The 15,658-nt window shown below is 60.5% G+C and carries 15 protein-coding genes and 1 pseudogene; 4 read left to right on the forward strand and 12 right to left on the reverse strand.

What is annotated here, in order from left to right:
* Positions 1-38: 38 nt before the first annotated feature.
* The gene (locus JX552_RS17835; protein WP_065137472.1) at positions 39-764 is read left to right on the forward strand and encodes an ATP-binding protein; all 726 of its coding nucleotides are present in this window, start codon (positions 39-41) and stop codon (positions 762-764) included.
* 120 nt (positions 765-884) lie between these two features.
* Here JX552_RS17835 and JX552_RS17840 read toward each other — a convergent pair.
* The 6 genes and pseudogenes from JX552_RS17840 to JX552_RS17865 all read right to left on the reverse strand — a co-directional run.
* Positions 885-1,400: pseudogene (locus JX552_RS17840) on the reverse strand (flavin-containing monooxygenase); the annotation flags it as partial.
* 61 nt (positions 1,401-1,461) lie between these two features.
* A complete protein-coding gene (locus JX552_RS17845) occupies positions 1,462-2,427 on the reverse strand; it encodes an alpha/beta hydrolase (protein WP_012394814.1) in 966 nt (321 codons plus the stop codon).
* Positions 2,424-3,941, reverse strand: a complete 1,518-nt coding sequence (locus JX552_RS17850) for a flavin-containing monooxygenase (protein WP_012394815.1) — start codon at positions 3,939-3,941, stop codon at positions 2,424-2,426. Before JX552_RS17850 ends, JX552_RS17845 begins: the two co-directional genes overlap by 4 nt.
* Positions 3,942-3,988: 47 nt before the next feature.
* Entirely contained in the window at positions 3,989-5,488 is a 1,500-nt protein-coding gene (locus JX552_RS17855) for a flavin-containing monooxygenase (RefSeq protein WP_012394816.1), read from the reverse strand.
* Complete coding sequence (locus JX552_RS17860; protein ID WP_012394817.1) at positions 5,485-6,408, reverse strand: hypothetical protein; 924 nt, start codon at positions 6,406-6,408, stop codon at positions 5,485-5,487. Before JX552_RS17860 ends, JX552_RS17855 begins: the two co-directional genes overlap by 4 nt.
* 1 nt (position 6,409) lies before the next feature.
* The gene (locus JX552_RS17865; RefSeq protein ID WP_012394818.1) at positions 6,410-7,276 is read right to left on the reverse strand and encodes an SDR family NAD(P)-dependent oxidoreductase; all 867 of its coding nucleotides are present in this window, start codon (positions 7,274-7,276) and stop codon (positions 6,410-6,412) included.
* Positions 7,277-7,405: 129 nt separating this feature from the next.
* On the opposite strand from JX552_RS17865, the gene JX552_RS17870 reads away from it, so the two are divergent.
* On the forward strand, positions 7,406-8,038 hold the full coding sequence (locus JX552_RS17870) for a TetR/AcrR family transcriptional regulator (protein WP_074319847.1): 633 nt from the start codon (positions 7,406-7,408) through the stop codon (positions 8,036-8,038).
* Positions 8,039-8,204: 166 nt separating this feature from the next.
* On the opposite strand, the gene JX552_RS17875 is transcribed toward JX552_RS17870, so the two are convergent.
* Positions 8,205-9,074, reverse strand: a complete 870-nt coding sequence (locus JX552_RS17875) for a metal-dependent hydrolase (RefSeq protein ID WP_012394820.1) — start codon at positions 9,072-9,074, stop codon at positions 8,205-8,207.
* Positions 9,075-9,147: 73 nt separating this feature from the next.
* Between JX552_RS17875 and JX552_RS17880 the strand changes: the two genes are divergently transcribed.
* Positions 9,148-9,837, forward strand: a complete 690-nt coding sequence (locus JX552_RS17880) for a TetR/AcrR family transcriptional regulator (RefSeq protein ID WP_012394821.1) — start codon at positions 9,148-9,150, stop codon at positions 9,835-9,837.
* Between the two features lie 162 nt (positions 9,838-9,999).
* Here JX552_RS17880 and JX552_RS33390 read toward each other — a convergent pair whose 3' ends face one another.
* Positions 10,000-10,377, reverse strand: coding sequence for a PaaI family thioesterase (locus tag JX552_RS33390; RefSeq protein ID WP_016889187.1), 378 nt, complete (start codon positions 10,375-10,377; stop codon positions 10,000-10,002).
* Between JX552_RS33390 and JX552_RS33740 the strand changes: the two genes are divergently transcribed.
* A complete protein-coding gene (locus JX552_RS33740) occupies positions 10,345-10,629 on the forward strand; it encodes a hypothetical protein (protein WP_012394823.1) in 285 nt (94 codons plus the stop codon). The genes JX552_RS33390 and JX552_RS33740 overlap by 33 nt on opposite strands.
* Positions 10,630-10,964: 335 nt before the next feature.
* On the opposite strand, the gene JX552_RS17890 is transcribed toward JX552_RS33740, so the two are convergent.
* The 4 genes from JX552_RS17890 to JX552_RS17905 form a co-directional block, all read right to left on the reverse strand.
* Positions 10,965-12,065, reverse strand: a complete 1,101-nt coding sequence (locus JX552_RS17890) for a BtrH N-terminal domain-containing protein (RefSeq protein ID WP_042789224.1) — start codon at positions 12,063-12,065, stop codon at positions 10,965-10,967.
* A gap of 277 nt (positions 12,066-12,342) precedes the next feature.
* A complete protein-coding gene (locus JX552_RS17895) occupies positions 12,343-13,449 on the reverse strand; it encodes an NDMA-dependent alcohol dehydrogenase (protein ID WP_012394825.1) in 1,107 nt (368 codons plus the stop codon).
* Between the two features lie 46 nt (positions 13,450-13,495).
* Positions 13,496-15,112, reverse strand: coding sequence for a fatty acid--CoA ligase (locus JX552_RS17900; protein WP_081283115.1), 1,617 nt, complete (start codon positions 15,110-15,112; stop codon positions 13,496-13,498).
* A gap of 48 nt (positions 15,113-15,160) precedes the next feature.
* The gene (locus JX552_RS17905) at positions 15,161-15,571 is read right to left on the reverse strand and encodes an SCP2 sterol-binding domain-containing protein (RefSeq protein ID WP_016889191.1); all 411 of its coding nucleotides are present in this window, start codon (positions 15,569-15,571) and stop codon (positions 15,161-15,163) included.
* Positions 15,572-15,658 lie beyond the last annotated feature (87 nt).

Raw genomic sequence — 15,658 nt, forward strand, 5'->3', positions numbered from 1 at the left:
CGACCACCAAGCCGCTACCCGCCGACGTCGAAGCGCTGATGCGTGGGCTGCGGTTGCCGCACGCCCGCGCGATCGCCGCCGACGTGCTGGCCACCGCCCGAGCTCAACGCTGGGACCCCACCGAGGTCATCAAAGCGCTGCTGACCGAGGAAGCCGCCGGCCGGGCCCGATCCATGCTGGCCGCCCGCCGCAAAGCCGCCGGCTTCCCGACCGGAAAGACATTTGACGTGTGGGACCCGAATGCGTCGTCGATCCCGTTACCGACCCAACAGGCGCTGCAGACCCTGGAGTGGGTGCGTCGTAGGGAGAACCTGGTGGTCTGCGGGCCCGCTGGCACCGGCAAGACATTCTTCCTCGAAGCGTTGGGGCAGAAGGTCATCGAGGCCGGGATGCCGGTGGCGTGGTTCACCCTCGAGCAGATCGGGATCCTAGTTCGGGCGCACCGCGCTGACGATTCGTTGGGCAAGGCCGTGGCCAAGATCGTACGTGCCGAGCTCGTGGTGATTGACGACGTTGGACTGTTGCCAGTCGGCGCCGATGCCGCTGAAGGGCTCTACCGCATCGTCGAAGCCGCCTATGAACGGCGCTCGGTGGCGATCTCATCAAACCTGCACCCCAGTGGCTTCGATGAGCTGATGCCCAAGACGTTGGCGACAGCCACCGTGGACCGGCTGCTGCATCACGCGCACCTGTGCCAGACCAGCGGAGACTCCGTGCGGCTGGCCCAAGCCCTGCACGGGAAGGGAGTCAAACCCTTGAGCTAACAACGGCCACAACCACCGGCGGCGGACACACCCTCATGGGCAGATTCGTGTCCGCCACTGGGCAGTTCTTACTGGCCACCTACGGGCAGTTCTCATGTCCACCCACGGGCAGTTTCAGCTGTCCATTGACACCGAATGAAAACGCGGCCCCTCGAAGGTGTCTTCGCCGGCAATATTCGGCGTATGAGGTCGCGAGAGCTGCCCCACGGCCGAAATCACGACATCGCACCAGATCGTCTCGCTGGATCCGGTCACCAAACGCCAACGGCCGGCCTGTTCATCGAAGGTCATCTCGACGACTTCGGTCCGCGTGCGCAAATGCAGGTCCATTCCGTCGGCCAGGACGAGTCGGCGAAGATATTGGAGTATCTCGGGCTGTTCTGCATAACGTCTCGACCAACGAGTGTTGGGCTTGTCCGAGAGTGAGTACAACGCTGACGGCACGTCGCAAGCCGCTCCTGGATAGGTGTTGTCGCGCCAGACGCCGCCGATGTCTGCAGCCTTTTCCACCATGGTGAAGTTGGTGAATCCGTCCCTCTTCAGCTGATGGGCCATGGCGATACCCGCGACGCCGGCCCCGATGATCACTATCGACGGATCGTGTCCTCGAGGATCCCTCGCAAAGCCGCCTGTCATGAGACAGCTAAGAAGCAGTTGATGGCGCGGTGGCAGTGGAGCATCCACGGTCCCAACACTTTCACCGGTGGGCCGAAGCTTTCAGGAAGTTTCCAGCGCGGTGGATCGCCTCACGAGCCTCGGGCAGGATTCGGAACATGGCTTGGAACACGTGGATCTGTCCCCGGTACACCTGTATCTCAACGCTTGATCCGGCCGATCGGAGGCGGTCGGCAAGATGCCTCGAGTCATCGATCAACATTTCTCTTCCGCCTACCTGAATCAGGATCGGTGGCATGGACCTGAGGTCTGCGTCGAGCACGCTGATTCGCTCATTGCGGTGATCTGCACCAGCCACGTACAGGTCAAGAGCGCGGGCCGCGGACCGAGCAGAGGCGAAAGGATCACGGCGGCGAAGTTCGCGTGCCCTCGCGAGTTCACATGTCAGATCCAGGACCGGAGACATGAGAAGCATCGAATCCGGCAGCGGCAGTCCGTCACTACGTGCGCCAAGGGCGGTGGCCATCGTGAGCTGGCCGCCCGCCGAGTCCCCGGCCACCGCAACACCGCGTTCGCCGGAAGCCGAAGGCTGCCCTGTGACGAGCCAGCGGTATGCGTTCAGTGCATCGTCGGCGGCAGCGGGAAAGGGATAGCGTGGAGCTAGCCGATACCTCACCGCAAAGATGGGCCGACCGCTCGCGGAGGCAAGTTCACCGAGCAGGCCGCGGTGGGTAGCCGGTGAGCACATGGAGTAGGCGCCGCCATGAATGTAGAGCAACGGAACCGCGTGTGGATCGACTGCAGGAGAAGTGATCCAATCCCCGCGTATCTGATTCCCGGCGAACTCGGTATCTATTGTGCGAACCGCCACGCTTCGGCGGGGCCGCGATCCCACAAGCGCCATCCGGAGTACGCGATCCATCACCGCGAGGCCGTGGGCGCTCGACGGGATGAGTTGCGACAGCGGACGCAGTGTGTTTCGCGAAGTCATTGCCACGAAATGACTTGCAAGACTGGGGCGCCGGTCCGCCGCATCAGTGTTGGTCACCGTGCGCCAACGGATTCTGCGCGACGTTCAAATCGGTAATCGGAGAGCCGGAAGGTGCGGCTACGCCAGTAAGTCTCCAGGGTAGTTGACGGACGCAACGGAACATCGCCGTGTTTGTCGAAATAGTAACTGTTGGCATTGGAACAGCTCGGCTGCCAGAAAACCTGTCGATGTCGGCGGCTAACCATGTCACCGAAGTAGCGATCGTTCGCCTGCTGTCTGACCTCTACGTAATCAGCCTTCAGCGTGCGCGCACGACGAAGACAGCGGACGATATGCCGACTTTGCGCCTCGATGAGTGTGAAGTACGAGGAGCCGTTGTAACCATAGGGACCGAAGATATTGAAGTGATTCGGGAACCCTGGGACGCTCACACCCTCGAAGGCTTGGAGGCGGTGCTCATCCCACCAGGCAGACTGCTCCACTCCACCGCGTCCCTTCAGCACATAAGTCGGCATATTGCCCGACTCCATCACTTTGAACCCGGTGGCCAAGACCATGACATCGATCGGATAACTCTTGCCATCTTCAGTGTGAACCGAGGCATGGTCGACATGGGTGATGCCGCTGGTCTCGAGCGAAACATTGCGACGGTTGTACGTTGCGAGATAGGAATTGTGGAAACTCGGTCGCTTACAACCCAACGAATAGCGAGGAATGAGTTGGTCTCGAGTCACCGGATCGTCGACCGCCCGACGCATATAGCGTTTCGCCGCCTCTTCCATGAGGTCCGACACAGGGATCAACGAGTGAAAATGAGCTGCGATGGGAAATGTGAACTCGACGAACGCCTGACTCGCAGTGCGCGTCATCAGTTGTGCCCCTGGCACCAACCGCATCACTGTCGCGGCCCAGCTCGGTATGGAGAAATCCGGCTTCGGCAAGCAGTAAATCGGCGTTCGCTGGAAGACCGTCAGACTTGATGCGATCTTCGCGACTTCGGGAATCAGCTGCACCGCAGATGCCCCAGTCCCGATCACCGCCACCCGCTTACCGGTGAGATCTTTCGTATGGTCCCATCTGGCCGTATGCAGCGTCACGCCGGCGAAGTCGCGCACTCCTGGAATATCAGGCCACTTCGGCCGACTGAGAACGCCAGAGCAATTTATCACAAAACGCGCGGTCAGATTCTGACCAGAGGAGCAGCTCAGCCGCCATAGTGCGGCGCCTTCGTCGAAACAGGCTTCGTCCACAGTCGTGTTGAACCGGATGTAATTTTGGAGTCCGTATTTTTCTACACACCGCTCTGCATAAGCCTTCAACTCATCCCCGTGAGCGTAAGTACGTGACCAGGATGTTCGCATCTCATAAGAGAACTGGTAACTATAGGACGGAATATCGACCGCTATTCCCGGATACGTATTCCAGTGCCATGTACCGCCGACGCCATCGGCGTCATCGACTATAAGAAAGTCCGCAAATCCGGCCTTCAACAGGCTGATCGCTGTACCAATCCCAGAAAACCCGGCTCCGACTATTACAATTTCGTAGTGCTGCCCAGACTCAGAACCCATTACTTCCTCACGTGCGCTTTGATGTTTACCCTATCCGCTGCTGCAGTTCAGCGTGTTTGTGTCAACTTCAGGTCAGCATCGTCACGCCGAGTGATATCGTAATCCCGCATATCCAGACGGGACAGTTCCCTGGTGAACTGAGTCGCAAAGCCCGGATACATCGTGCCGTTATAGCCATCCTCTGTTAAATACCAGCTGCTGCAACCCGAGTTCCATGTCGTGCGTCGTAACCGCCGCTGAATATTGGAGTGGTACGCGTTTTGGCTATTCTCTTTCACATCCAGGGTATGGACTCCGTTACCTTGGTCGCGCAAGAGCTCGATCGCTTTTACGATGTAATCGATTGCCGCCTCCATATATAGAAGAGCGGAGTTGTGGCCAGGACCGGAATTAGGCCCGAAAGTGAAGAACAAATTCGGATACCCGGCCACACTCACGCTCTTGTAGGCAAATCTCCCCTCAGACCACGCGTCTTCGAGTTTTCGCCCGTCGCGCCCCAGGATCGGAAATGGCGTACCGCGTTTACACACATCGAAGCCTGTCGCGAATACTATGCAGTCCACCTCATGCTCGATGCCGTCGGCGGTTCGAATTCCGTTCGGAGCCAGTGTGGCGATCGGCCAGCTGACGAGTTTGCAGTTATCGGCCTGGAGAGCAGGGTAATAGTCGTTAGTCATAAGCATGCGTTTGCACCCAGGTCTGAACTGCGGTGTTAGCTGACGTCTCAACCAGGTATCCTTCACCTGCCGACGCAGATTCGCCTTCGCGGCCGCTTGGATGACAGATGTGGCAGCGGTATCCCAAACCATGCCCACGGCCATGACCTCATGCGCCCAAAACCACGCACCTCGTAGGGCCTGTTCGGTTGCCGGCATGCGCTTGAAAGTCGAACGCGCCCAGGCCGGATGCCGGAAATTCACCCTCGGTAGGACCCAGCCGGGCGTCCTCTGAAACACCTTGACCGACGCCGCCAACTGGACCAATTCGGGAACGATCTGCACAGCGCTCGCCCCGGTCCCGATAACCGCCACCCTCTTACCGCTCATGTCATAGGAGTGGTCCCACCGAGCACTGTGAATCTTTTTCCCCTCGTACGACTCGATGCCACGAATATCCGGGAAACTGGCGTCAGCAAGTGGTCCGCTAGCCATCACGACTGAACGGCCCCGATACCGCCTGCCGCCGGTCGTGTCGACAACCCACTCTCCGGCATCCTCGTCGAATTCCAGTGCACTCACGTCCGCACCGAAATGAATGAACCTCCCAAGATCGTATTTCGCGACAATCGCGTCGATATAGGCGAGGATCTCTGCGCTCCCCGAGTATGCGCGAGTCCAGCCTGGGTTCGGCTCGAACGAGTAGGAGTACAGCAATGACGGAATGTCGCAGGCGGCGCCGGGGTAAGTGTTGTCACGCCAGGTGCCCCCGACGCGATGTGATCGCTCCAAGATGACAAAGTCGTTAACGCCCGCTTGAAGCATTCTCATCGCCGTACCGATACCCGCGAAGCCGGCGCCGACGATCAAAGTCGTTACCGTGTCCGTCATTTAGCGACCGGTTCATAGGTCAGTTCATCCGTCCATGAAGGCGGTCGCCCGAGTACTTGCACGGGGAAGATGTCGATCGCATTGCCTAAGCGCTGGGAAACGAAGTGAAGGGGTTGGGACCGCTTGATCGAGGAGGACATGTGGGCCTTCAAGATGTGATATCCAGGCACCCTCCGCGTGTGCTCACTGCGGTCCCCGACATTGCCATATCGCGTCACCGCGTTGTACAGCTTCTCTTCGGATAGCCCCATCGCGTTGAGATTCATCAACATGCGCGTGAGAAGCGGTATATACAGCAACGCGCCAGTGAGAATACGGGGGTCCATCACAGCGCCGACCGTTTGGATTGCATGGATTCGCATGGGACTGGCGCCGAGGTCATTCAGGACTTGAAAACCTACTGCAAGGTGCCGCGATTCGTCGCTGTTGACCTTATTGAATACTTCCCCGCAAATTGGGTCGTCGACCTCATCAAGGAGAAATTTCAGCAGGGCCCCGTCCAGCGCGGTCTCCAGTGCGGGAATCGCGGCGCCGATGACAGTCAGAGGAAGAGCCTCAGCGTACCGATCTAGCCACTCGATCACGAGACGGATGTTCTTATTCGGTACAGGCTTTTCGCCTTCCTCGATCATGCCCCAGCGACGCATCAGAGCAAGTTCGGCGTTGGCGTGACGCTGCTCCTCGGCGTGAAAGTAACGGTAAATGTCTCCGAGCGCTTCGAAGGGCGCCTTCGGGGCCATCGCAGCAAAGGCGCGCGCTCCGACATGCTCAATCCACACCACGTCGGACATGAATTGCTTGAGTTTGGGACGCTGTTCGTCGGTGATCAACTCCGCACCAGGGGCGCCCCAATCGATATCGGCGAGAGCCCATTGCTTGTTCTTGATCGTCTCGAGCATGTCGCTATATGCGAACGCCATTTCACTGCTCCCTCTGTTCGGCTGGATCGTTCCATGAGGCCACGCGCTCCACCAGCCCCAACGCCCGCGTAAACTGACCGGGTAAAGCTCTTTTCAGTTGCCACAAAATTTTCGCGTCCAGTTGGGGCACTACATAGATTTGTCCGCGATCGTGCGCGTTCAAGGTCGTTCGAGCCACTTGATCCGGCGAAATGCCGGTCCACCTCATCAGGTTGGTCGCGAGTTTCGCCGCCGACTCCTCAATCTGAGGATTTTTGGCGATGTTCGTCTTGACGAAGGTGGGGCAAAGCACTGTGACATTGACGTTAGTACCGCTCAGTTCGGCCGCCAAGGTCTCGGACAGAGCGAGCACTCCGGCCTTACTCACGTTGTATGCCCCCATTCGGGGCGCCGAGCCGAAACTCGCGGCGGACGCCACATTGATCACTCCGCCACGGCCGTTGCTCCGGAGCCGGGGAACGAAAGTCTCGCACCCGTAGATAACACCCCAAAGGTTGACAGAAATCGCAGCGTTCCAGTCCTCGACCGACGTAGCGCCGATGCGATTGCCGCCCGCACCGATTCCGGCGTTGTTGATCACCAGGCTCGCCGCCTTGCCAAACCAGTCTTCACTGGCATCAGCGAGGTTACGGACCTGCTCAAGGTCGGTGACGTCGCATACGACGTCGAAACCCTCGCCGCCGGCCTGCCTCACCAACTCGGCCGACTCTTTCGCAGTGATGGGGTCTTTGTCCGCACACACAACACGTCCACCTCGGCGTGCAAGCTCAACGGCGAACGCGCGGCCGATACCGCTCCCTGCGCCTGTGACTACTGCGTGGGCGCGGTGGGTTCTACCTGGTGAACTACCGAACGGCAAGAACCTCATCTGCTTGCCTTTCGGATCGCGACACTGATTTCCGGTGCGGGAGACCATTGATTTGGGGGCATCAGCCACCATTGGTGTCGCATGCCACCAGTTTGGTCGTGAGCCCGACGTTTTGTCAAGATGTTTGATGTGCGGTCGAGAAACACGCGCTGGGGTGGTCGGACCGGTGCTGAGCGTCGAGCAGAGCGACGGCAGCAATTGATCGAGGCTGCGACCGAGATTTGGAGTGAGAGCGGTTGGGCCGCAGTGACTATGCGCGGCGTGTGCGCCCGGACAGGGCTCAACGATCGATACTTCTACGAGGACTTCAAGACGCGCGAGGATCTTCTCGTCGCAGCGTGGGATGGCGTTCGCAATGACATGCTCGGCGAGGTTTCCGCGCTCTTCGACGAGCGTGTGGATCGGCCGCCGATCGAAACCATCACCGCGGCGATCGCCATCGTGGTCGACCGGATCGCACGCGATCCTGGCCGGGCGCACATCCTCCTCGCTCAGCATGTAGGTAGCTCACCGCTGCAAGATCGCCGCGCTGTGGCGCTGCAGGAGGCAACGCAGTTGGTCGTCGAGGCAAGCCGGCCACATCTCAGAGAAGACGCCGACGAGACGGCCCTTCGTATGGACACTTTGGTTGCGGTGGGGGGGTTCGTCGAAGTCATCACGGCCTGGCACTCCGGTTTGCTCGCGGTGACCGAAAAGGAAGTGGTCGCGCACACGAGCCGACTGGCTGAAACCTTGGCTCAACGCTACGTCGTCAGCGGCTGAGGCTTAACCTTTCCGTGAGTTTCGAGGCCGACTGCACTTGTCTGTATGACTGTCGCCTTGACCCGCCACCGGGCATCCAATCCGTGACGACAGGCGCGCTGTCGATTGTTTGGAGGAACGACGCAGAAACAGTGTCTTTCTGCGTCGCCCTCCTCACGCACTTTTGCTACCCCGGCTGAGCGATGACCTTCTGTGAGCCGTCTTGGTCGAACAGTTCCTTGCTCCATCGCTCCAGGACCGCGGTGCTGTCCCAATCATCAGGGTGGAAGCCGGGGCGGTTGTACGAACGGAATCGCTGCAGCGCATCGGCGGTGAACATCGGGGTGCGACTGAAGCGACGTAGGCTACGCACCAACGTGACCGGGTTATACGAGGCCTTGTCAGAGGCCATCGACAGCGCAGTCTGCAGAATGAGTTCGCCGAACAGAATTGCAGAGGCGATCCGCATGCCCCGTACGCGGGTGCGCTCGGTGCCTCCAATCAGCCGATAGGCGTCGAAGGCGACGGCTTTGTGCTCCGACTCCTCGAACGCATGCCACAGCAGAATCGGTCGAACCTCTGTCTGTCCGATGAGCTTCTGCGCGTCATCGCTGGTGAGAATGATTTCAGCGAGCGTCGCGGTGTAGTGCTCCAATGCAGAGGTCATCGACAGCCGCATTTCTGGCGAAAAGCGCCGCTCCAATCGCTTGATCAGGCGTGCGACGTGGCGGTCGATCCGCGCGGTCGGATAACCCATGGCCTGGAGCCGTTCGTTGAGGAGCCGATGCTGGTGTCGGTGTGTGGCCTCTTGCCCGATGAAACCCTTGACCGCTGTCAGCAATTGGGGATCGTCGATGGAACTCTGGAAATACTTGACCGAGCGGATGAAGAAGTCTTCCCCTTCCGGGAAGGTCGCAGAAAGCACCGAGATGAAATGGCTCATCACCAGGTCGCCATCCACGAAGTGTCGCCGCTTCGTGGAGGTGGGCATGGGGAAACGAACGCGCCGGGGTTTTGGCAATACACGGCTCTTGGTCGAGGCTCGATCTTCCGGCATCTTGACGGGGTCCTTCCTCCGTTGCGTGATCTGACTTTAGGCCTTGTCACATGAGACTGCCAGAATGTAGGGCATGAGTCCAGCACGTGTTTATGGCGGGCTGTCCGCAACTCAACGCGATGCGCAGCGCCGCGCACTGCTGATTGACGCCGCGGTCGCGCTCATGGGCAAGCAGGGAGCCGCCGCGTGCACCGTGACCGCTGTGTGTACGGAGTCAGGAGTGACGAGCCGGTACTTCTACCAGCAGTTTCGCGACAGAGACGCGCTCCTGCGTGCGATGTTCACCAAGATCTCCACCACCTTCCAAGCCGTGATCACCAAGGCGATACCGGATGACACCGTTGCTCCTCAAGAACTCGCTTACGCTCCGATAAAGGCCCTGGTTCAGATGATCGAGAACGATCCCAGCATGGCCCGCATATTGTTTGTCGAATCGGGCGCTGAACCCCTGCTTCGGCAGCTGCGAAGCGAACTGATGTCCGAATTTGCGGAGCTCGTCCTCAGAGAGGCCCGCCTGCATCTCGATATACCCAGCGAGGTGATTCAGGTCGCAGATCTCGCCGCTACCTACGGTGTCGGGGGCCTGTTCGAGATTCTCCGTCGCTGGATAGACGGACAACTAAACCTATCGACCGAAGTGCTTATCGAGCATTGTGCGGGTTTTCTCGGCAGTCTTGGCCTGTATACCCTCGGCCAGAAACCTGACCCGGCCGCTTCGCACATCCAGGTCGATATCAACTCCCCGGCGGGCCACAACAGATGAGACCGGCGGTATTTTCGCCGACACGCTGCGGCGTCACGCTACCGAAGGCTGGTACACCACGATGTGGTCGAGTACGCGTTTGCTTAGCAAACCCCCTGTCGGCCCCGGTTCAATCCTGAGCAGCCTGCGCCGGTTGAAAAATGAGCAGATTTACGGGTTGAGTCATCCTTCCCAGGGTGGTCGCGCAGTGCAGCGTATTGACGACGCCTTCTGTATGGAGCTAGTGAAGTGATCCAGCGTGACGACGACGAATAACCCGGACGCGGACGCGACCAGCTGGCCGGTGGCTTCCTCGCGCAATTCTGTCCGCACTTCGAGTTTCCGGCCGGTTCTGGACACGAGCTCCGCGCTGACCTCGTAGGGAACCCCCAGCAATACCGGCGCGAAGAACTCGGTGTCGAGCTTACGGGTGACGGCCATCTCACCGACGACGTAGAGCAGCATGCCCACCGTGTCGTCAAGAACCGTCATGACTGCGCCGCCATGTGCGATCCCGGGTGCGCCGCGATGTCGGCCGTCGAAGATATGCCTGGCGCCCACCCCGTCGCCACGCCGACGCGCTCGCAGGCGATGACCGTGCGGATTGTCTGTGCCGCAACCAAGGCACCACGGATGGTGCGCATCGAGGTAGTCGCCGTCGGCGGCGATAACACGATTCTGAAAGTTATGCCACCACGCGATGGCCGAATCTTCTTCCGCTTGCTCGTCGATGACGAAATCCTCCTAAATAGGACCACGCAGTGCATGGACCACCATGCGACTGAAGAACTGCGCCGACGTCGGCTGGGCTGATCGCCCGAAGACAGTATGTAAAGGACTCGTTAGCCCGCCGAGATCATCGCTGCGGTACACCTTCCAGTTCCGTCACTATCAGCCATTTGGTCCTGCCCCGCAATACGCCCTCGACGCTGTCGCCGCATAGCTCGCCCGATAATGCTCGGGGTCGTCGTCGGTGCTATAGGGGTCATACCAAATCCTGTCCCCCACAGCGGTGACGGTCAACCTCGCCTTCTGCACAAGGGTCACGAACGTCACCGACCGCGTTCTGGGCGAAGCGCTGAACATCGTCATGCTGCCAATCGAGAAACCAGTAGTCTTCAGGAAACTCGATTGATTTGAAGTGCCACTCACAGATAGCCTTTCAGATGAGCTTCGATGCCGGTATCGACAGTGCCAACGGATCGACTGGCCGTTTCGAGGGCTTCGACGAGGCGCGTTTCGGCGTCCGGGATCGTCGCGGCGACTTTGGCCGCAGCTAGACTACGACTCCGTAGCGATGTGCCGGCATCCGTGGCTGCGGCCGCAAGCGTAGACCACGCTTTGGAAGCATGTCGGGCCGCGGCAGCCGCTTCGGCAGTGGCGGCGTCATCTAGGAGATCGGCGATGTTCTGGCAACCGTCTGCCTGCAGCGTACGAAAGAGCCCGCCGCCGGTACCGGCTTTCTCGATGAACGCCCCGAGCCCGAACAATGCCGCGGTCAGGGCATCGTCATCGAACAGCGTTGGCCAATGCCCTACGTCATCGGCGAAGTCCTGCACACCCTTCAAACCGGAAGATTCGACTTCAGCTGCCTCGATGCGCAGTAGCGGCGCACCTACGGCACCGCCGCGCATGAACGCTGCGCTCGCGGCGAGTGCAGCGGCCGCGATCGGCCCAAGGTCTGGCACTCGCTCTGGCCAGTCGACGTGATATGTGGTGTGCCGGGTAGGTGTGGGAAACCCGACCGAGGACCGCGCCCGGCGTAGGTCGTCGTAGGCCACCGTCTGGGTTGTCTCGCGGTCATTATCGACCACATAGGCGACCCGTTGTTCGTCATCGTATCCGGTGATGACAATGTCGTGACGGCTCATGTGCAATCGGACGCGCAGGTAAGGAAGTTCGCCGATGTCAGCCCAGACCATGACGGGTCGACCTTTGTCGATTTCGTCGGTCACAAATGCCCATCCCACGTCCGGGTCATCGGTCGATCGCACGACGAACTTTGCGCCAACCCGGGAGAGGTAATCCTGTTCCAGGTCGCTTCCTCGTCCTACCAGGTACACCTGGGGGAACAACTGCGTAGAGCGGACGTACGAGAAGTCCAAGACTCCGCCGAGGGTGAAGACCAATCCTTCACTGAGTGCTTCTGTCCCCCATCCGAGTTGGGCCCATTCAGTAAGGTCACGAAGCGCACCGGAACCACAGTGCCCTCCCCTCCTATGGGGATAGGGAACTTGAATCCTCGTCATCGCCGCTTCCTTCCTTGTCAGTAGCACTGTTGAGACTCGTCAAAAGCTACGTTTCATCACGGCTTCCCGGCTGACAGTAGGTGCCAACACCAACACGCGTGACCGCAGCCAACCTCAGCCGCGCATCTCGACAGCCTATGGCGATGGGGCACATTGACTTTCGATCGCTAGTCCTGCATCAACACGTCAACGGTAAGAGCCACAGACGCGCAGCACTCAACCGTTGTACTCAGCTCGCTTGCTCCCGTGGTCGCGCTCCCGCGCTTCGGCTGCTTTATCAGAATCGGATGAGTCCTCGGATGTTGCGGCCCGATCGCATATCCGCGTAGCCTTCGTTGATCTGATCGAGGGTGTACTCACGGGTGATCAGCTCATCCAGCTTGAGGTGTCCGGCGTTGTAGAGCTCGACGAGCCGCGGGATGTCGTGGGCGGCGTTCGAAGAACCGTACAGAGCGCCGCGGATCTGCTTTTCATACAGCGTCAATTCCAGCAGTGAACCCGACATCGAGGTGTCTTCGGGGTGCCCGATCGCGGTAACGACCACACGGCCGCGTTTACCGACCAAGGACAGCGCCTCGCCGATGTAGGACCCTTCGGCGACATCGGTGGTCAAGACGCAGACATCGGCGAGTTTGCCGCGGGTGATGTCACTGATCAGTGACCAGGCCTCGTCGATCGTGGCAACGGCATGCGTCGCACCGAAACCGCCGGCTTGTTCACGCTTGAACGCCACCGGATCGACAGCCACGATGTTCAACGCGCCCGCGATGCGGGCACCCTGAATCGCATTCATGCCGATGCCACCGGCTCCGATCACCGCCACGGTATCCCCGGCACGCACCTCACCGGTGCGCACCGCCGACCCGTACCCGGTCGTCACACCACACCCGATCAACGCCGCCTTGTCCAGCGGTGTCCCCTGGTCGATTTTGACCAGAGACGCCTTGGGGACCACGGTGTATTCCGAGAACGTGCCCAGCAGGCACATCTGGCCGACGTCCTCACCCCTGGCATGGAAACGGTAAGTGCCGTCGATCTGGGGTCCCATCATGAGCGCGGCACCCAAGTCGCACATGTTCCCCATCCCCCGCGCGCAATAGGAACAGTGCCCGCACGACGGCAGGAACGTCAGGATCACCGAATCGCCCTCGGCGACGTTCTCGACACCCGCACCCACTTCGACCACGGTGCCGGCACCCTCGTGGCCACCGACGACGGGCAGCGGAATGGGCAGGTCGCCGGTCACGAGGTGTTCGTCGGAATGGCACAACCCGGTCGCGGTCAGCTGGACGAGCACTTCATCGGGGCCGGGAGGATCCAACTCGATGTCCTCGACTTCCCACTTTTCTCCTAGGCCCCACAGCACTGCAGCACGTGTCTTCATGTGTGTCTCCTTAACGTCAGTGTTTCGGTCGCAGTGGATTGATGATTCACGCCAGCGTCTCGATGATGAGGTCACCGTCGGCGAACTGGCGGCGCAGCTTCTTCTTGTCGAACTTGCCAGTGGAAGTCAGCGGAATGTCGGTGACGAACGCCCACCGTTCCGGTAGCCACCACTTGGCCACCCGCGCACGCAGAAATTCGGTCAGCTCCGCCGCGGTGGCGGTGCGGGCGGCAGCCAGGACGACCACCGCCAGCGGCCGTTCCTGCCACTTGTCGTCGGGCACTCCAATCACCGTGGCGGTGCGCACCGCAGGGTGAGCGGCCAACTCGTTCTCCAATTCCACCGAGGAGATCCATTCGCCCCCGGACTTGATGACATCCTTGGAGCGGTCGGTCAGCGCGATGAGCGCGTCCGCGCTGATCGTCCCGACGTCCCCGGTACGCAACCACCCGTCCGGCGACGCCGCCGGACTGTCATTCTCGTAATACGACTGAGTGATCCACGGGCCGCGGACTTGAATCTCCCCCACCGATTTTCCGTCCCACGGTTGTTCTGCACCGCTGTCATCGACGATGCGGGCCTGCACACCGGCCACCACCCGGCCTTGGGTTGCGCGCAGGTGAAGCGACCTCTCCGGGGTATCAGAACTCCGCGGCAGAGCGACCGAGGCCAGCGGGGAAGTCTCAGTCATCCCCCAAGCCTGCACAATGCGGATGCCCAGCTCGTCATAGGCGGTCATCAACGACCGCGGAACCGCCGAACCACCGCAGGCCACCATCTTCAGCGAACTCACGTCATGGCCAGGATTGTCGCGCAAGTAATGCAGAACATCGGTCCAGATTGTCGGCACCGCCCCCGCCATCGTCGGCCGCACCGCCTCGATCATCTCCACCAAAGGCCCCGCCTGCAGGAAACGGTCAGGCAGCAGAAGCTGCGCGCCGGCCATCATCGCCGCATACGGCAACCCCCACGCGTTGGCGTGGAACATCGGAACGATCGCCAACACCGTGTCGTCATGACCGATGCCCAAGGCATTCGAGGTGCACGCCGCCTGAGAGTGCAACCACGTCGAACGATGGCTGTAGACAACACCTTTCGGGTGCCCGGTGGTACCGCTCGTATAGCACATCGCTGCAGCCGACCGCTCATCGACATCGGGCCACTCGAACGTACTCGACTGGGCGGCCACCACATCGTCGTACCGTAGGACGTCCTTTCCGCACCCCTCGACCGCGGCAAGATCGCCGGTTCCGGTCACTAGCACCGTGCGCACCGAGGTCATCGACGGCAACGCCGCCGCCAAAAGGGCAAGCACCGTACTGTCGACGATGATCACCCGATCCTCGGCATGATTGGCGATCCACGTCAGCTGTTCCGGCGGCAGCCGCAGGTTCAACGTATGCAGCACCGCGCCCATCGACGGCACCGCCGCGTAACAGTCCAGATGCTCCTGGTTGCTCCATTGCAGCGTCGCGACACGCTCATCTCCACGGATGCCGATCTGGCGCAAAGCATTTGCCAACCGTGCCGCACGCTCACCCACCTCGCGATAGGACACCCCAGAGATCTGCCGGGGTCCGCGCGCAGTCAGCACCTCGCGATCGCCATGGACTGCCGAAGCATGGGCCACGATCGCGGGCACAGTCAACGCAACGTCCTGCATCGTGCTCCTCATCGCACACCCGCCCTACAGCCCGCGGTGAGGCGAGGGTCACGCATCGATGAGGTCCTGCCGATTCTGGCTCTCCAGCATCAACCGGTACTCGGGGAACAGGTTCTTGGCCTGCGGGATCAACTTGATCAACTTCGGCACCGGACCTTTCGCACGTACCGTTCCCTTGGCCATCGCCATCGTCAAGTTCACCTTCCCCAACCAGAACTTGTTCCCCGTGTCTGCCGACATGAACAACTCCACGTTGGGCACCGCGGTACTGGCCGCTCCGGTCTCCACCACCTTGTTCGGCATGTCCACCGTCACAACCGCATCCGGATCTGTGTAATGCACCCGCAACACCACACCCGAATTCGCGAGCTTGTCCGCGAGACCCTCCTTCTCCAAACCCCGCCGAAAGATCCCGCCCAGGAAGGCATAGACCTCGTCCTCGTCCCTAAATACCGCCACCGTCAACCTCAACTAACCTCATTGTCAGAACAGAACAGAACAGAACAGGCACCGACTTCTGACGCTGCTCCTCCGGAAAGAATCGTC

This window comes from Mycobacterium gordonae, from assembly GCF_017086405.1.
Taxonomy (GTDB): domain Bacteria; phylum Actinomycetota; class Actinomycetes; order Mycobacteriales; family Mycobacteriaceae; genus Mycobacterium; species Mycobacterium gordonae_D.